Source organism: Cytobacillus sp. C11.1, from assembly GCF_058145115.1.
Map to the genome: position 1 here is coordinate 2335984 of NZ_CM176935.1, position 16400 is coordinate 2352383.

The 16400-nt window shown below is 42.9% G+C and carries 17 protein-coding genes and 1 other annotated feature; of the genes, 10 read left to right on the forward strand and 7 right to left on the reverse strand.

Annotated features, from left to right (window positions below; translation table 11 throughout):
• Window positions 1-131 precede the first annotated feature (131 nt).
• Complete coding sequence (gene zwf, locus AC3ZVC_RS11535; RefSeq protein WP_490068911.1) at window positions 132-1601, reverse strand: glucose-6-phosphate dehydrogenase; 1470 nt, start codon at window positions 1599-1601, stop codon at window positions 132-134.
• Between the two features lie 443 nt (window positions 1602-2044).
• On the opposite strand from zwf, the gene rnz reads away from it, so the two are divergent.
• The 3 genes from rnz to AC3ZVC_RS11550 all read left to right on the forward strand — a co-directional run bounded on the left by rnz (window position 2045) and on the right by AC3ZVC_RS11550 (window position 5274).
• Entirely contained in the window at window positions 2045-2983 is a 939-nt protein-coding gene (gene rnz / locus AC3ZVC_RS11540) for a ribonuclease Z (protein WP_490068555.1), read from the forward strand.
• Window positions 2984-3448: a histidine phosphatase family protein gene (locus AC3ZVC_RS11545; protein WP_490068558.1), complete on the forward strand. Its 465-nt coding sequence runs from the start codon at window positions 2984-2986 to the stop codon at window positions 3446-3448.
• A 168-nt stretch (window positions 3449-3616) separates the two neighbouring features.
• Window positions 3617-3832: a binding site (T-box leader), on the forward strand.
• Between the two features lie 104 nt (window positions 3833-3936).
• Complete coding sequence (locus AC3ZVC_RS11550) at window positions 3937-5274, forward strand: sodium-dependent transporter (protein ID WP_490068559.1); 1338 nt, start codon at window positions 3937-3939, stop codon at window positions 5272-5274.
• 194 nt (window positions 5275-5468) lie between these two features.
• Here the strand turns inward: AC3ZVC_RS11550 and namA are convergent, their stop codons facing one another.
• From namA to proC, 3 genes are all read right to left on the reverse strand, one after another.
• Window positions 5469-6488 carry an NADPH dehydrogenase NamA gene (gene namA / locus AC3ZVC_RS11555; protein ID WP_490068560.1) on the reverse strand — a complete coding sequence of 340 codons (1020 nt, stop codon included), beginning with the start codon at window positions 6486-6488 and terminating at the stop codon, window positions 5469-5471.
• 106 nt (window positions 6489-6594) lie between these two features.
• On the reverse strand, window positions 6595-7734 hold the full coding sequence (locus tag AC3ZVC_RS11560; protein ID WP_490068563.1) for a glycosyltransferase family 2 protein: 1140 nt from the start codon (window positions 7732-7734) through the stop codon (window positions 6595-6597).
• 83 nt (window positions 7735-7817) lie between these two features.
• Window positions 7818-8648 carry a pyrroline-5-carboxylate reductase gene (gene proC, locus AC3ZVC_RS11565; protein ID WP_490068564.1) on the reverse strand — a complete coding sequence of 277 codons (831 nt, stop codon included), beginning with the start codon at window positions 8646-8648 and terminating at the stop codon, window positions 7818-7820.
• Between the two features lie 876 nt (window positions 8649-9524).
• Here proC and AC3ZVC_RS11570 point away from each other — a divergent pair.
• Complete coding sequence (locus tag AC3ZVC_RS11570) at window positions 9525-10499, forward strand: MBL fold metallo-hydrolase (protein ID WP_490068566.1); 975 nt, start codon at window positions 9525-9527, stop codon at window positions 10497-10499.
• A gap of 1 nt (window position 10500) precedes the next feature.
• Window positions 10501-11295, forward strand: a complete 795-nt coding sequence (locus AC3ZVC_RS11575; RefSeq protein ID WP_490068567.1) for an SDR family NAD(P)-dependent oxidoreductase — start codon at window positions 10501-10503, stop codon at window positions 11293-11295.
• A gap of 63 nt (window positions 11296-11358) precedes the next feature.
• On the opposite strand, the gene AC3ZVC_RS11580 is transcribed toward AC3ZVC_RS11575, so the two are convergent.
• A complete protein-coding gene (locus tag AC3ZVC_RS11580) occupies window positions 11359-11565 on the reverse strand; it encodes a YqzH family protein (RefSeq protein WP_490068568.1) in 207 nt (68 codons plus the stop codon).
• A 281-nt stretch (window positions 11566-11846) separates the two neighbouring features.
• Here AC3ZVC_RS11580 and AC3ZVC_RS11585 point away from each other — a divergent pair, with 281 nt between their 5' ends.
• The 3 genes from AC3ZVC_RS11585 to AC3ZVC_RS11595 all read left to right on the forward strand — a co-directional run bounded on the left by AC3ZVC_RS11585 (window position 11847) and on the right by AC3ZVC_RS11595 (window position 13722).
• Window positions 11847-13106, forward strand: coding sequence for a Y-family DNA polymerase (locus tag AC3ZVC_RS11585; RefSeq protein WP_490068912.1), 1260 nt, complete (start codon window positions 11847-11849; stop codon window positions 13104-13106).
• 17 nt (window positions 13107-13123) lie between these two features.
• Window positions 13124-13459, forward strand: coding sequence for a YolD-like family protein (locus tag AC3ZVC_RS11590; protein WP_490068569.1), 336 nt, complete (start codon window positions 13124-13126; stop codon window positions 13457-13459).
• A gap of 104 nt (window positions 13460-13563) precedes the next feature.
• Window positions 13564-13722: a hypothetical protein gene (locus AC3ZVC_RS11595; RefSeq protein WP_214722830.1), complete on the forward strand. Its 159-nt coding sequence runs from the start codon at window positions 13564-13566 to the stop codon at window positions 13720-13722.
• A gap of 20 nt (window positions 13723-13742) precedes the next feature.
• Here AC3ZVC_RS11595 and AC3ZVC_RS11600 read toward each other — a convergent pair whose 3' ends face one another.
• Entirely contained in the window at window positions 13743-13961 is a 219-nt protein-coding gene (locus AC3ZVC_RS11600) for a CDGSH iron-sulfur domain-containing protein (RefSeq protein ID WP_110064322.1), read from the reverse strand.
• Window positions 13962-14106: 145 nt separating this feature from the next.
• Between AC3ZVC_RS11600 and AC3ZVC_RS11605 the strand changes: the two genes are divergently transcribed.
• Both AC3ZVC_RS11605 and AC3ZVC_RS11610 read left to right on the forward strand, forming a co-directional pair.
• Window positions 14107-14433: an iron-sulfur cluster biosynthesis family protein gene (locus AC3ZVC_RS11605; protein ID WP_490068572.1), complete on the forward strand. Its 327-nt coding sequence runs from the start codon at window positions 14107-14109 to the stop codon at window positions 14431-14433.
• Window positions 14434-14670: 237 nt separating this feature from the next.
• A complete protein-coding gene (locus AC3ZVC_RS11610; RefSeq protein ID WP_490068574.1) occupies window positions 14671-15213 on the forward strand; it encodes a hypothetical protein in 543 nt (180 codons plus the stop codon).
• A 138-nt stretch (window positions 15214-15351) separates the two neighbouring features.
• Here AC3ZVC_RS11610 and AC3ZVC_RS11615 read toward each other — a convergent pair whose 3' ends face one another.
• Entirely contained in the window at window positions 15352-16281 is a 930-nt protein-coding gene (locus AC3ZVC_RS11615) for an alpha/beta hydrolase (protein WP_490068575.1), read from the reverse strand.
• Between the last annotated feature and the right edge of the window lie 119 nt (window positions 16282-16400).

Genomic DNA, 16400 nt, shown 5'->3' on the forward strand with positions numbered 1-16400 from the left:
CCTGCCCCGTGGTTTGCTGAGCATCCTAGGCGGAAATTAACCTCTGCTCACTTTTTGTTAAAAAGGCAACAAAGTTTGCGTAAACAGCCAAAAATAAAAACCCCTGCAGTTAACACAGGGGTTTCATTCATTTAACACTCTTCCACATCAAGGTCGGTAACAGGCCACCAGAAGAAACCATCCTTTTCAAGCAGCTGGTCTGCTTCTTTTGGTCCCATTGTGCCGGATTCATAGTTCGGGAAACCTTCTTCTTTGGTGTTTTCCCAAACGTCCGAAATTTTGTCAACGAAGCTCCAGGAAAGGGCGACTTCATCCCAATGCGTAAAGTTTGTGGCATCGCCGCGCATGCAGTCATATAAAAGACGTTCGTAGGCTTCCGGCGTGTTCATTCCATCGATGCCCTTGTTGGCAAAGTTTAATTTAACCGGTGTAGCTTCCATGTTTTGGCCGGATTTTTGGGCATTTAAATAGAGAGTAATCCCTTCCTCAGGCTGAATATGGATGACAAGCAGATTCGGATTCAGCGTTTGCTCAGTCTGATAGTATAAGTTCATTGGAATGTCTTTAAACTGGATGACGATTTTCGTTGATTTAGCGGCCATTCTTTTTCCTGTTCGGATGTAAATTGGTACACCTGCCCAGCGGAAATTATCAATCATCAACTTGCCCGCCACATAGGTCTCGGTATTGGATTGCTCATCCACCATCTGCTCTTCGCGATAAGCTGGGACTTGTTTCCCGCTCATTGATCCTTTCCCGTATTGTCCGCGAACAAAATATTCCTTTACCCGTTCGCCTTTCAATGGGCGCATCGCTCTTAAAACTTTAACTTTTTCAGATCTAATTTCATCGGTAGTGAGGCGGATTGGCGGTTCCATTGCAAGCAGTGCGACCATTTGAAGCATATGGTTTTGGACCATATCGCGAAGGGCGCCGCTTTTTTCATAATATCGTCCGCGTTCTTCTACACCGAGCACCTCGCTGGAAGTGACCTGTATATTTGAAATATAGCGGTTATTCCACAGAGGTTCAAAAATGGCATTGGCAAAACGGATGACTTCAATGTTCTGCACCATTTCTTTTCCTAAATAATGGTCAATCCGGTAGATTTCATTTTCAGAGAAGGCTTTTCTGATTTGTTTGTTAAGCTGTTTCGCTGATTCCAAATCATGGCCAAATGGTTTTTCGATTACAAGGCGTTTAAAGCCGTCAACGTCTGTCAGACCGTCAGCTTTTAAGTGTTCTGCGATGGTCCCGAAGAATTCAGGTGCCATTGCCAGGTAAAAAATTCGATTTCCTTCAAGAGAATAGTGTGTATCCAGTTCTTCGGCCATACTCTTTAAAGCCAAGTATGAGCTTGCATCTGTCACATCATGTGAATGGTAGTAAAAATGGGAAACAAAATCTTCAAGCTCTCCGCTGTCTTTTATAGCTGATTCGACAGAGGTTTTTACACTCGCCTGAAATTCATCATTTGAAAGCGGCCTTCTGGCAATCCCAATTACCGCAAAGCGTTCAGATAGTTTGCCTTTCTTGTACAAACGGTAAAGTGACGGAAATAATTTTCTTTTCGCCAAATCTCCGGTTGCTCCAAATATCATAATTAATGCGGTCGGTTTTTCGTTTAATTTCACGATTCTAGAACCTCTCTTCGACAAAAAATTCTGTATGTAAGGCTGGACTTCCAAGTGTCCACCCGCAGTTTTAGATATGCTAGTATGTTGCACTGCTAAAAAACGCCTGTACAAATATTAAATTTTATCTGTTTCAGACTGTTTTCGCAAACATTATGTATGCACTCTACAGATAGTTTCCGTCTAAAAGAGTGTAACTATCCAATGAAATACTACAAAAACGAATTGATTTGAAAGAGAATTGCCTTGCCTCTATGGTATAGTGTTAGTATTCAGACTGAACCAGTGTACGATATAAGTTTTTAATAATTTTTTCGATTTGGCAGCTGTCTAGTTCTGAGTGCCGCCTGCTTAATCCTTTCCTGATAGGTGGGACTCTTTGCTATTCTGCTGGAAAGGGGCTTTTTATAATGGATGTGTTTTTCTTGGGGACCGGAGCTGGAATTCCTGCTAAGCTCCGCAACGTCTCTTCCATGGCTTTAAAACTTCTTGAAGAAAGAGGCAGCATCTGGCTGTTTGACTGCGGGGAAGCCACCCAGCATCAAATTTTACATACAAGCATCAAACCGCGAAGAATAGAAAAGATTTTTATTACCCACCTTCACGGAGACCACATATACGGTTTACCCGGTTTATTATCCAGCCGTTCTTTTCAGGGTGGGGATACAGAGGTAACCCTATACGGACCAAAAGGGCTTAAGGAGTATGTGGAAGTCTCGCTCTCTGTCAGCGGTACATACCTTAAATATCCATTGAAAGTTGTAGAAATTGCAGATGGGGTAATATTTGAAGACCCTAATTTCAAAGTCGAGGCACGCTTGCTGCAGCACGGGATCCCTTCATTTGGATACCGTATTACTGAAAAGGACCGGCCAGGTACTTTGCTGGCAGATAAGCTTACTGAGGCAGGTGTAAAACCAGGCCCGCTTTATAAAAGGATTAAAAATGGCGAAAAAATTGAGCTTGAGGATGGGCGAATCTTATATGCCCGGGATTTTCTTGGACCTGCCCAAAAAGGGAGGATTATCACGGTTCTTGGCGATACAAGAATTTGTGATGCGGCAGTTGAATTGGCTGCGGACGCTGACTTGCTTATACATGAAGCCACTTTTTCACAAGGGGAAGAAAAGCTTGCTTATGATTATTTCCACTCGACAACCATTCAGGCGGCCCAGGTTGCTCAAAAAGCGAATGCCCAAAGGCTTTGCCTGAATCATATTAGTTCTAGATATGAACGCTCAGACTGGGAAATGCTCGTTAAGGAATCACAAATCATTTTTCCCAACACTGACATAGCTGAGGACTTTAAAGAGATCCATATACCGCTGGTTAGGGGAGATGATGATTAAATGAAAACCATCTATATCGTCCGCCATGCAAAGGCTGAAGGGCAGCCTTTTTCCGCTAAACTGACAGACAGAGGCAGGGAGCAGGCACAGATGCTTATTGCCTTTTTTAAAGATAAAGAAATGAACCGAATTTATTCGAGTCCTTTTGTGCGTGCGCTTGAAACAATTAAGCCGTTGGCGGAATCAAGAAATTTGGACATTATTGAGGATAAGCGTTTGGGGGAAAGAGTCCTTAGTTATGTTAATTATGAGGATTGGCAGGATAAGCTAAAGGAAAGCTTTTCAGACTTTGAGCTTGTTTTTGAAGGGGGAGAATCCCAGACATCCGGTATGGAGCGGGCTGCTTCCATTCTGAAAGATCTGATTGCTTCTGAAGAGACCATATATTGCTGGTCACCCATGGAAATTTATCAACTCTTTTGCTGCGCTATTTCGATGAAAAAGTGGGTTTTGACCATCTTATGAAAATGAGCAATCCGGATGTTTTTGAGATCAAAGGAACCCATGAAGGCGCTGTTTGGAAAAGGATTTGGAGCGGGGAGTAATGACCGGAAAAATTGAATTTTTCAAACTTGGCATTGACGGTTCGATGTGAGCGTACTATAATCACACTTATACTTAAAACATTATATTTAAAAAGCTATGAAAAGAACCTATTAAGTCTTATCTCCCTGTATATAGAGAGCCGGTGTATGGTGAAAACTGGCACAAAGATAAGATGAATTTCACCTTGGAGCTTTTCTTTTCTGCACTTCAGTGGAAAAGACGGTTAATCCGTTATATTTCGAGAGGAAAGTCACATGCTTTCAAAAAGGGTGGTACCGCGTGAATAAGATTCGCGTCCCTTTTGAAGAATGTGGCTTTTTTGTTTTTTTCGGAAAAATAACTTTTATTAACATTGGAAATCCGGCCGGTTTCCATTTGATTTTAGTAAAAATATTGGAGGTACAAGCATGCAGCAAAATGAACAATGGTCATCGAAAATTGGGTTTATTTTAGCATCAGCTGGTTCGGCTATCGGGCTTGGAGCAATCTGGAAGCTTCCGTATGTGGCAGGAACAAGCGGTGGCGGGGCATTTATGTTATTATTTCTTTTATTTTCACTGTTAATTGGTTTCCCTCTTTTACTTGGTGAGTTTGTCATTGGGCGAAGTACAGGGAAAGAAGCGATTTCCGCATACAGGGACATTGCCCCAGGATCGAAATGGCACTGGATCGGTTATCTTGGTGTATTCACATGTTTTCTACTATTATCTTTTTATAGTGTAATTGGCGGATGGATCCTTAAGTACCTTGCGTACGGCGTTACAGGTTCTATGGATGCGGCAGGGGACTACGAAGCACTGTTTGGCAATTCAGTATCAGACTCTGCATCGGTGGTAGCTGCACAAGGAATCTTTTTATTAATTACTATTTTAGTTGTCGCTAAAGGGGTTCAAAAAGGAATTGAGCAGGTTAGTAAAATTCTCATGCCGGCTTTATTTATTCTGTTTATTATTTTGATTGCCCGTTCATTAACACTTGAAAATGCAATGGATGGCGTATCGTTCTTTTTGAAACCCGATTTTTCAAATTTAAATTCCGAAACCGTTCTATATGCAATGGGACAATCCTTTTTCTCCCTAAGTGTCGGGGTTTCAGTTATGGTGACGTACAGCTCTTACTTGTCCAAAAAGGAAAGCCTGCTGCAGCCTGCATTTTCCGTTGTCGGCATGAACCTGTTCATTTCCATTCTTGCTGGACTCGCAATTTTCCCGGCTGTCTTCTCACTAGGGTTTGAACCTGCTGCAGGGCCTGGTTTGCTGTTTATTGTCCTGCCATCTGTTTTTGATCAGATTCTTTTTGGAAAGGTTTTTTTGCTATTATTCCTGGCATTATTTTTATTTGCAACCCTGACTTCCGCTTTTTCCATGCTGGAAATTGTTGTAGCAGCCTTAACGAATAAGAAGGGGAGAGGCAGAACTCGAGCAGCTTGGCTGACTGGATTGGCTATCTTTATTGTTGGAATCCCATCAGCGCTATCCTTCAGTACGCTGTCAGATATATTGATCTTCGGAAAAAACATTTTCGACAGTGCGGATTTTCTCGTAAGCAACATCCTTATGCCGGTCGGAGCTTTGCTCATTTCCATTTTCGTCTCATACAAAATGAAAAAAGATCTGCTGAGAAATGAATTGATCCAAGGGTCTAAATCGCTGAACGGCATTTTTTCCGTATGGCACTTCCTTCTTCGCTATGTGGTGCCTTTGGTCATTATCATTGTTTTTCTTGATTCATTGCAGTTATTTTAATAGAAAGGCGCTGTTAAACTTTCCTTGTGATTTTCATTTCAGGCACTCAGCGAACCGCGGGCGGGGCCGACGCTCTTCGGCTACTTGCGCCTTCCGCTCCAAGCAGGGTGTCAATATCAACAATAAGCTTTAACTGAGCCAATAGAAAAAAGGGATGGTACCATACCATCCCTTTTTCTATCTTTCAGGAGCTTTTATAGCCATCCGCGTTCGTACTGCTTGGGCGGCTCAATAGAAACGCCCAGTTCTTTGGCAGCAGTTCGTGGCCAGTAAGGATCGCGCAGCAATTCGCGGGCGATGAAAATTAGGTCAGCTCGAGCATTTTGAAGTATTTCTTCTGCCTGCAAGCCGGATGTAATTAAGCCGACAGCGCCAGTCTCGATATTGGCGCCTTCTTTAATTGTTTCAGAATACTTAACCTGGTAGCCGGGATAGGTGTGTATTCTTGCCGGGACAACGGCACCAGAGCTAACATCTATAAGGTCTACACCCTGTTCTTTCATCCATTTGCCCATTTCAGCATAATCTTTTGCTGTTAAGCCTTCTTCGTGATAATCATTGGCTGAAACCCTTACAAATAGCGGGCCATCCCATACGGTTTTAACCGCTTCAAGGACCTCACGCAGAATTTGGTAGCGGTTCTCGGCTGACCCGCCATATTCATCAGTACGTTTATTGCTGAGCGGTGATAAAAACTCGTTGATTAAATAGCCATGTGCTGCATGGATCTCAATGACTTCAAAGCCTGCTTTTTTTGCTCGTTCAGCACCTTGCCTGAATGCATCGATAGTTTCAGAGATTTCTTCTTTTGTCATTTCTTTTGGTTTTTTCATTTTTTCATTAAATGCGATGGCAGAAGGGGCGAGAATTTCACCTTCAACTGTAGCTTTCCTGCCGGCATGTGCAAGCTGGATTCCTGCAGCTGCACCATGTTCTTTTATTAAATCAGTCAATTCTTTTAATCCGGCGATATGGTCATCGCTCCATATTCCTAAATCCTGCGGAGAAATCCGGCCCTGTGGAGTAACAGCCGTAGCTTCAAGAATAATCAAGCCCACCTGGCCGACAGCCCGGCTCGTGTAGTGTGTACGGTGCCAGTTTTGGACCATTCCGTCTTCGTTATGACTCGAGTACATGCACATCGGCGCCATAACGATTCTGTTTTTAAAGGTTACGTCTTTAATTGTAAAAGGGGAAAAAAGCTTTGTTTCCATATAAGAGCCTCCTTGTTTCGTTATCCTAAATATTAAGTATAGCAGGCGTGCTATCAAATGAAAAAGAACAAGCACTTTTGAATGCGTTTTGCTTTGCATCCGCCATTTAGTGCTTGCCCCGGAGTTCACTTAACTTGTATAAAGTGCCTCTCCAAACAATTCCGCCCCGCACAAGTGTTAGAATGCTGGCTCGTATAATGGAGTAAATAAAAAGGAGCGCTGTAATTGGGAATACAAGAAACAGAAGAGGAGAGAAAGCGGACATCCTTTTTGTAATGAGCGTGTAAACGATAGCCAGCAGAAGGATATTGGCCAGGCTTAAGCCTGAAATAATCTTATCCGGTGAGAAAATGGTGGTGAAGGGCAGTACCTGTGAAATAAACGTACCTGCAATGGCAAACAGAACCATGCTGATTCGGTAATGGAGCCCAGCGAAAGTGTTCTTTTCCAGCCCCTTAAAGGCTTCTTTTAAGCTTCCATACCATTCAACCTCGATCAGATTCATCGCTGTTACAATTCTTTGCCTAAAGCCTTTTTGCTTCATCTTCATGCCCAGCATTAAATCATCATCCGGGCGCATTTTTATCACTTCATGCGTACCCAGCACTTCATATGCCTGTTTAGAGATCAGGTTGAACGCACCGATTCCAATGCCTGTTTTAGAACTGGGGTTATTCGCCAGCCATGGGCGTTTATAATAGGAAAAACCAAAAAGAAAAAAGGCGATGAACGCTTTTAGCCAGAAGCTTTTTCCGTTTAAATTGGGAGCTGCTGTCAAATGGTCAAGTTTGTGATGATTAAAATAATGTATGGCCTTGCCGATGGCTTCTTTTTTAAATAAAACATCTGCGTCAGTGAACAGAATCAATTCTCCCGTTGATTCACAGTACCCTTTATAAAGGGCGTGATTTTTCCCAAGCCACCCATCCGGGAGAGAGTCAATATGAATGGTTCTAACTCTTGAATCAGACTCCTGCATACAATCCATGATCTTTCCGGTTTTGTCTGCTGATCGGTCATTGACCAATATCCATTCGATCCTTTTGTAGCTTTGTTCCAGCTGGCTTTTTAAGCTTTGTTCCAGCCGTGCTTCTTCGTTCCGGGCAGCTACAATAATAGATAAGCGGGGCCCAACACTTGTGCTTTCGGAATCCTCAAGACGATCGAGCCGCTTAAACCCAAAAGAGGCATCAATGAAAACAGCCAGCCAGACAAGCAGGCTAAGGCTTAATAATAATGCGAACATCGCAGGCACTCCCTCATGCTTTTCTCTTAGTTTGTTCCAAGGCAAAGGGGAGCTTTGCCGTAAATTTTAGGAAGTGCTGTCAGTTAAATTTTCACAGTGCTGCTGAAGCTGTGGCCAAGCCGTTTGGATTGGGCTGTCGCTTGCTTGATGCATTCTATAAAGGCTTTCTGGACACCATTCTCTTCAAGTACTCTTACACCGGCTTCTGTTGTGCCGCCAGGGCTTGTTACTTCTTTTCTGAGCTGCTGAGGCTCTTTAGCCGATTTTGCCAGCATCTCGGCTGCCCCAATCAGCGTTTGAATGATGAATTCTTTGGCCATCTCCTTTTCGAGCCCAATTTCTTCTGCGCTTTTTTCCATTGCTTCTGCAAGATAGTAAATATACGCTGGGCCGCTTCCTGACAAGCCTGTTACCGCATCCAGCTGTTTTTCCTCAACAAATGCAGCCATTCCGACCGTTTCAAACATTTCCTTCACAAGCTCCATTTGTTCTGTTGTTACTTTTTCATTGACTGATAAAGCACTGGCCGATTTGCCGACTGCCGCAGATGTGTTTGGCATGGCTCTGACCACTGGAAGCTTTTTTTTCGCCAAAAGCTCAATGCTTTCAATAGATACGCCTGCCAGCACGGAAATGATCAGCATATCTGTTTTTAAATAAGGCTTAATGAGGGTGATAGCATCAGCCGCATCCTTAGGCTTCATCGCCAAAATAACCGCCTCAGCCTCTTTGAAAATCTCTTCCAGATTGTAAGTTGCCTGAACGCCATAGGTTTTCTGCATGAATTGCAGTTTTTCCTCATTGCCTTTATTAGTTACCCATATGTTGTCTCCCGTGATTAGCCGGCTTTCTACGATTCCGGATATTAAAGCTTCAGCCATGGATCCTGCGCCAACAACAGCTAACTTTTTCATTGATATTCCTCCTTCTAAAATAAATATTCCGCAAGCCAGCTGACCAAACTGAATATAACGCTGCAAGGGTGCTCCTAACTCTCGTAAAACTATGCTATGTTAAAGCTTATTGTTGATATTTGCACCCTGTTGAATGGAGCGGAAGGCACGAGATCCTCGAAATTGCATCGTGCGGTGTTTGCTCGATGAGTGACTGAGCGGAAATCAAAAAGCAAGTTTAACAGAGCCAAAAATAAAAAAAGTCTTTTCATCCAGTAAAGGACGAAAAGACTTTGCTTCCGTGGTACCACCTTCATTGCCTTTCCTGCAGAAGCATTTAACTGCTTTTATACACAGCCATTTGCACTTTTTGAAAAAGGCATCTCGATCCCAATAACGCCGGGAATGCGTTTAGGTTTTTCCTAACAGCTCATAAGGCAGGTTCAATAGTCAATTGGACGGTGAAGCCTTTCAGCCGCTGAGCTTCACTCTCTTTCGCCGTTTCCTATTTACTAATCTTAATCATAGCTATTTTTTCTGCTGCAGTTGAGTGCAGCTTTGATCTGTAAAATCAAATTTTAATTGTGATTATGCAAGAAGATACCCCTGTTTGTCAAGCTGTATTTTTTTAATTTTTATTAAAGTTCGGGAAAAGTTATGTGAAAATAATGACAATTATTAAAAAGAGCGGTACACTTATTTCTATATATGAAAATTTTCTAAATTATGCTATAGAGTTTCGGGAATTTGTGCTGTAGTCAACCGCCTTATTTTAAAAGACTTGGGTAATATGATTTATATTCTAAGCACTTCTTATGTATCACTAGAATTGCCTGCGGAAATATATGAAAAAGAAATGTATCTTATTTAAATATAGCGTTTTAGGGGGATGGAAAAATGCCGGAATGGAAAGATGGAATTGCAAAACTCGTTATCCCGACACCTTTTGCTGTCGGAGATGTCAATGTATATGCTGTGAAGGGAGAAAAGCTGACTCTCGTGGATGCAGGTCCAAAAACGGAAGAAGCATGGGAAGCGTTAAAAGAGCAATTAAAAGAACTCCGTTTAACTCCCGGCGATTTCGACCAGGTTGTCCTTACTCATCATCACCCTGATCATGCAGGATTACTGGACTTTTTTTCTCAGAATATGGAGATATATGGGCATTCAGTAAATCAAAGGTGGCTGTCCCGGACGGAAGCCTTTTTAAAAGCCCATGATGAATTTTATTATAAACTTTTTACTGAATTCGGGGTTCCGGAAAAGTATTTATCCTTTATTGGTTTGATGAGAAAGACACTTCGCTTTTCCTGTAATCGCTCATTAACAGGGGAGCTTAAAGAAGGTGATAATCCTGCCGGGCTGGATGATTGGACAGTTATTGAGACACCAGGCCATGCCCAGAGCCATATCGGCTTACTTAGGGAAAGGGACGGTGTATTTATCGGCGGGGACCATCTGCTCGCCCATATCTCTCCAAACCCTATACTGGAGCCTCCTTTGCCCGGAAGCAAAGAGCGGCCGAAACCTCAGCTGCAATATAACGCTTCCCTTAAAAAAGTACAGAATCTGCCAATCGGCCTTTTTTATTCTGGTCATGGGGAAGATATCATAAATGTAAATGAATTAATCGAAGTGAGGATTGGACGCCAGCACGACCGTGCCATGAAAGTGAAAAAATGGCTCGAATCCGAATCACTCACTGTTTTTGAGGCTTGCTGCCGTCTATTTCCAAAAGTGTATGAAAAAGAGCTTTCCCTGACGATATCGGAAACGGTGGCCCAGCTTGATTATTTGCATTCTATAGGGGAGATTTATATAAATAAAGAGGAGAAAGCATTCCTGTATTCCGCATCCAAAGAGGTGGTTTGATTTGTCAGATCGATTGAAAAATAAAAATGTGATTATTACGGGTGCATCGGGGGGAATTGGAGCCCAAATGGCTGCTCTTTGCGCTGAGAGAGGGGCAAACCTTGTTCTTCTTGCCCGTAATCTTGAAAAATTGAATGCGCTGAAGGCCGACCTGCGCAGCCGTTTTTCAGTAGACATTCATGTATATAAAATTGATGTCTCCAACTCTGATGAGGTCTCTGCTGTGTTTTCAGAGATTCTTGCCCAACTCGGCCGTGTGGATATTCTTGTAAATAATGCTGGATACGGAATTTTTCGGGAGGCACATGAAGCGAAAATCGAAGAAATAAAGGGCATGTTTGACGTTAACGTAGTCGGATTGATGGCTTGCACGAGCATGGTGCTGCCGGCGATGAGGCAGCAGAAGAACGGCCATATTATCAATATCGCCTCACAGGCCGGCAAGATTGCCACACCGAAATCCAGTGTTTATTCCGCAACCAAGCATGCAGTTCTTGGCTATACGAACAGCCTTCGGATGGAGCTGGCTGACAGCAATGTATTCGTAACTGCCGTAAATCCCGGCCCTATTGAAACAAACTTTTTTAATATTGCTGATGAAAAGGGCACCTATGTTAAAAATGTTCAACGGTATATGCTCAAACCGGAGTATGTGGCGCTTAAAGTGGTTGATGCCATGCTGACGCCTGCCAGGGAAATTAATCTTCCGCGGTGGATGAATGCAGGAAGCATTGTTTATACTCTGTTTCCGAGGTTGTTTGAAAAAATCGGGAAACGCGCATTTAATCAGAAGTAAAATACTGAAAGGCCGCCAGCAATTGCCTGGCGGCTTCTCTTTTGCACTTATCCCGGGGTCCCCTTAAAAATACGGCGAATCTGTGATATAGCCGTACACTGCATCATTTACGATTTCATGCAGATCGCTGTCAGCCTCTTTATTTTTTGCCTCAATGATTTTCTTGAAAATTTCATTAAACTCTCTGCTTTCGAGCGAAATGGAATGGCTGTCCTCGTTGTATTGTTTTAAACAGTTTTGCACCATTTTAAAAACTAGTTTCTTGTTCATTTATTGCACCTCATGCTGATTATACAGGTTTCTGGGGATTTCGGCACCTGGCAAAAGAACCTGATTTAAGAAAAAGTCCGTAAAATTTCCATTGAAACCGAACGCATATTCGCTTAATATAATGGGTATACATATATAGAACAAATGTTCTTTATCTGAAGCAAGATGAATTCAAGATAACTTTCTAAAGCTAGATGATGTCTAGCTTCAGGCGCCATCAGCCCTAGGCCATAGCCGACAAGCGGGCGCCTTACACTTTTCCAAGGAGGATGTCGGAAGTCATGGTTGATTACAGCGCAATGCCGGAAAATAAAATTTTGTGTGTTGATATGAAGAGCTTCTACGCGAGCTGTTCTGCTGTCATGCTTGGCCTGGACCCTCTTGATTGCTACCTTGTGATTGCCGGAAACTTGGAGCGGAAGGGCAGTGTCGTTCTGGCTGCCTCTCCGAGGATGAAAAAGGAATTTGGGATAAAGACTGGATCCCGCCTGTTTGAGGTTCCCAATGACCCCCGCATTAGGGTTGAGGAGCCGAAAATGGCCACTTATTTAAGAATTTCCACCGAAATCACCCGGGTGTTTAACCGCTATGTCCCAAAGGAAGCCATTCATACGTACAGTGTTGATGAGAGCTTTATAAAAGTAGACGGTGCACTCCATCTCTGGGGGGATGCCGAGACAATTGCCTGGAAAATAAAAGGTGATATTGAACGGGAATTTCAGCTTCCGTGTGCCATCGGGATAGGGCCGAATATGCTCATGTCCAAACTCTGCCTTGATCTTGAAGCGAAAAAGAAGGGAGTTGCTGAGTGGAAGTACGAAGATGTGAAGACGAAATTGTGGAATGTATCTCCTTTAAGGGAAATGTGGGGAATAGGGCGCCGCGTCGAAAAAACGCTGAACGGAATGGGGATCTTCACAGTGGGCCAGCTTGCCCGCTATGACCTGGAAAAGCTTGAAAAGAAGTTTGGGATTATGGGCAACCAGCTTTATCATCATGCATGGGGAATTGACCTTTCAGAAATGGGGGCGCCGATTATGGAAGGGCAGATCAGCTTTGGGAAAAGCCAGATTCTATTAAGGGATTACAAGGAGGAGGAGGAAATTAAGCAAGTTGTCCTTGAAATGTGCGAGGAAGTGGCAAGAAGAGCCCGCACTCATCGCAAAGCCGGAAGAACAATCAGCTTTGGTCTCGGATACAGCCAGGATGAATTCGGGGGAGGTTTTTACCGTTCAAGAACGATTGATCAGCCAACGAATATCACGATGGATCTTTATCGGGTCTGCCTGGAGCTCTTTCACGAGAATTATGAAGGCAAAACAGTGCGGCAAATCTCTATCTCCCTCGGAAATATTACGGATGACTGCGAAATGCAACTGAGCCTGTTTGATCTGGATGGCTGGAAAAAACGGGAGCTCGGCTACACGGTTGACCGGATTCGCTCCAAGTTTGGAGGAGGAGCTCTTTTAAGAGCCGTATCTTATACAAGTGCAGGAACCGCCAAGCACCGCGCCACACTGGTTGGCGGCCATAAAATGTAAACAAAGGGGGGCGGGTTATGATTCGCGATCGTGGCAGAATAAAATGGACTTCCATGATGCTGCCGGAACATGTAAAGCTACTAAGAGATTGGGCAAAGGAAGATACGTACGAGCAAAAACGGGAATTGGATGAGCAAAAGCTTGAATTTATGAATGAGATTCTTTCAGAAGCAATGGAGTTTCAAAAATCGGTTACAATTACTCATTACCGCGGCAGAAATTATGAGCTTGTAATCGGGAGCATTCATTACTGGGATGAACTTGACCAGAAGCTGCATATAGTGGACCGCTTTGGGGAAATTCATCGCATTCCCATCAACGCAATAGCCGATGCCCGGATTACGGATGAATAGATAAAGCGGGAGGCCAGGCCATAATAGCTGAAAAATAATGGATGCAATTAAAAGGGGTAGTTTTTAGGCGGCAGAAGCACCTTAACAGCAAGGAGGTGTTTCATATGCCAAGAGGAAAAGAACTGGAGCAGCTGCCAATGGCCAATATCGCACCGGGCGCTGGAGATGACAGCACGGGAATGGACCGGGAATTGCTGCAGGGTATTGTGCAGGAAGAGCGGGTATCGCCAGCGAAAGTTAAAAACGAAAAAAAACGGGGATAACTATCCCCGTTTTTCGGCGATTACTCCTTATCGTCCAAAACCTTCTCGGCACGGACACAGGATTCAAAACTTCCCTTATGGGTTCCGTCACAGAATGGAAGCTTTGATGATTTTCCGCATCGGCAAAGAGAGAATACCTGCTTTGTTTCAAATTTGTTGCCATCCACATCAATTAATTCCACATCGCCTGTTACGCGCAGCGGGCCATTATCCATTACTTTAATCTGAACCTTTGACATACACAACCACCCTTTCACAAAATTGACACATATTCACTTTGATGGTAAAAGGAATAAGCGAAAAAAGCAACTGTCTCTTTCAGAAGCATGTTAAATCTATCTGTGTTAAAATACAGCATATGCAAATGGGAGGTAGTTTTAAAACATGGAAATTACAGTAACTGAAACGGCGGCTGAAAAATTATCCGAACGGGTCGCCGGAAAAGGTGGCTATGTAAAGCTGAAATATGATATAGATGGCTGCGGATGTGTTGTGAGCGGCGTGACAGCTCTCTGGCTAGTGCAAGAACTGGATGATGATGACCGGGAAATCAAAACGAATGCCGGAAGCATATTTGTGGAAAAATCCAAGGAAGTATTTTTGGACGAGGATTTAAAAATAGATTTTTCAGAGAAAGCAAACTGCTTCCAGTTAAAAAGCCCGAACCAGTATTTAAATCCAAGAATGAGTTTTTTTGATAAAACAAAATAAGTTATATACAAGGCGGCCGCGGATGGCTGCCTTATTTTTTGCCGTTCTATCAGCAAAAAATCGGATGATTCACGAACTTTTTACATAGGTATAAAGACCCTTCCATATTTTTGGAAAATAAGGGTTTAATATAGTAGGAAAAGGCTACAGAATTATTAAAGGCACAAAAAAAAGCGAATGTTTTACTAGGGGTTGTCATTAAATGGTAAAGACACCGCAGAATTGGAGGAGAAATTTATGAAAAAGAAAAACATATTGCTATTGCTGGCCGCGTCCATTCTGCTATTGTCAGCGTGCAGCACACAGACAATGGGCCAGGCAATTGATGAGGATATCCCTTTTAATGTGAAAGAAATTCTACATAAAGAAAAAGTAAAAGACGGAATCATTCTTCTATATACGACACATCAGAAAAATGGGCAGGGTGAATTCGATGCTATGGCGGCTGCGTATTTGAAGGGCAGCGATAAAAACGGCTGGAAAAATGAAGGGCACAACCACTGGGAGCATTATGAAAATGAACACATGACTGTTTATACAGACGAGTTCTATGATTATGATAAAGAAGGAAAATTGGAAAACAGGATCCCGGCCATTTTTGGGAAGATTAATAATCAGGATATTAAAAAAGTAGAAGTAGCCGGCCAGGAAGAGAAATTTGAAGAAGCAGCAGTCATCGAAAAAAAGAGCGGACGCTACTATTTTAAAATAGGAAACTTTCACACAGCAAGAGGATTATCAGCAGACGGCAAGGAAATTCTGAAACAGAAGCAAAATTAGGATTGTCCAGGTTTGAAGCACCTTTCTTAAGCTATGGTGAGAGTAGTAAAGCGAGAACAAAGCCAAAAGCCTGCCCAAAAAGAAAAAGTAATCTCCAAGCAATAAAAAAGCTGGCCCAAAATGTGAGCCAGCTTTTTGCTATTGCGAAAGAATTCCTTTATTTAAATAAACGTACTCTTCCAAAAACTCATCAATTACCTTCTCATAGTCTTCTTTGTTTTCATTGAACGATTGGGCATGGATTCCGTTGACAGCAAGGTATAGCTTTTTGGGCCCTTTCTTCTTCTCGTACAATGCTGCGGACATGGTTGGCAAAATGAAATCATCCTTCTCGCTGTGAATAAACAGGATTGGTTTCTTTATGTTTTCAATCACAGAAATAGGAGAAACGTCTGCTATGGAATATTTCTCGCGCATTCGCAGGAATAAATCCGCAACAGGCAAAAAGAGCTTCGGAGGCAGTTTCATTTCCGCTTTAAGCCGATAAGCAAGCTGCTCTTTAAAGTCGGAAAACGGGCAGTCAGCAATATAAAAGTCAGCACCGTCTTCGAGCATTCCGGCATAGAGAATCATTGTGGCAGCTCCCATGCTTTCGCCGTGAATGCCAACCTGTATGCCGGGCCCTTTTTCCGCTTTGAGCCAATCAACGATTGCTTTTAAATCAAACTTTTCATAATGCCCGTAGCTTGTCGTTTTTCCGCCAGATTCTCCATGGCGCCGATGATCATAAATAACAGCGTTAAATCCCCGTTCCAGGAAGAGGTTCATATATTTAATTGAGTTCACTTTATTCTCGGTTACCCCATGGGAGATAATGATATAACGGTTATTCTCATGAGGTTCAACAGCCACAGCCTTTAATTTATATCCAAAAGGAGAGGGGACCAGCACTTCTCTTTTGGGCAGGCTTTCATACTTCATTAGATCAAGCCTGCCCGCTCCCTTCTCCCTTTCTAAAATAAACTCATCTTCCTTCTTTTTCATATACATTAGCCTATTTGTAAAATAGACGCCAAGTGATGAAAGAAAGAGAATGAATGAAAATAAATAGCGAAAAACCTTTCTCAAACCCATCCCTCCACCTGTTTTTCTTTATTTTACCATTCTGGCAAAGATTAAAACACAGAAGTGAACCGGGACAAACTATAAATTGGACGGAGGCATGCCCGATGGCTATGAAAAATTCA

Coding starts and splice junctions, on each gene's coding strand:
- zwf (WP_490068911.1), bottom strand. CDS start 1,601: ATGATATTTGGAGCAACCGGAGATTTGGCGAAAAGAAAATTATTTCCG.
- rnz (WP_490068555.1), top strand. CDS start 2,045: ATGGATGTGTTTTTCTTGGGGACCGGAGCTGGAATTCCTGCTAAGCTC.
- AC3ZVC_RS11545 (WP_490068558.1), top strand. CDS start 2,984: ATGAAAACCATCTATATCGTCCGCCATGCAAAGGCTGAAGGGCAGCCT.
- AC3ZVC_RS11550 (WP_490068559.1), top strand. CDS start 3,937: ATGCAGCAAAATGAACAATGGTCATCGAAAATTGGGTTTATTTTAGCA.
- namA (WP_490068560.1), bottom strand. CDS start 6,488: ATGGAAACAAAGCTTTTTTCCCCTTTTACAATTAAAGACGTAACCTTT.
- AC3ZVC_RS11560 (WP_490068563.1), bottom strand. CDS start 7,734: ATGTTCGCATTATTATTAAGCCTTAGCCTGCTTGTCTGGCTGGCTGTT.
- proC (WP_490068564.1), bottom strand. CDS start 8,648: ATGAAAAAGTTAGCTGTTGTTGGCGCAGGATCCATGGCTGAAGCTTTA.
- AC3ZVC_RS11570 (WP_490068566.1), top strand. CDS start 9,525: ATGCCGGAATGGAAAGATGGAATTGCAAAACTCGTTATCCCGACACCT.
- AC3ZVC_RS11580 (WP_490068568.1), bottom strand. CDS start 11,565: ATGAACAAGAAACTAGTTTTTAAAATGGTGCAAAACTGTTTAAAACAA.
- AC3ZVC_RS11585 (WP_490068912.1), top strand. CDS start 11,847: ATGGTTGATTACAGCGCAATGCCGGAAAATAAAATTTTGTGTGTTGAT.
- AC3ZVC_RS11590 (WP_490068569.1), top strand. CDS start 13,124: ATGATTCGCGATCGTGGCAGAATAAAATGGACTTCCATGATGCTGCCG.
- AC3ZVC_RS11595 (WP_214722830.1), top strand. CDS start 13,564: ATGCCAAGAGGAAAAGAACTGGAGCAGCTGCCAATGGCCAATATCGCA.
- AC3ZVC_RS11600 (WP_110064322.1), bottom strand. CDS start 13,961: ATGTCAAAGGTTCAGATTAAAGTAATGGATAATGGCCCGCTGCGCGTA.
- AC3ZVC_RS11605 (WP_490068572.1), top strand. CDS start 14,107: ATGGAAATTACAGTAACTGAAACGGCGGCTGAAAAATTATCCGAACGG.
- AC3ZVC_RS11610 (WP_490068574.1), top strand. CDS start 14,671: ATGAAAAAGAAAAACATATTGCTATTGCTGGCCGCGTCCATTCTGCTA.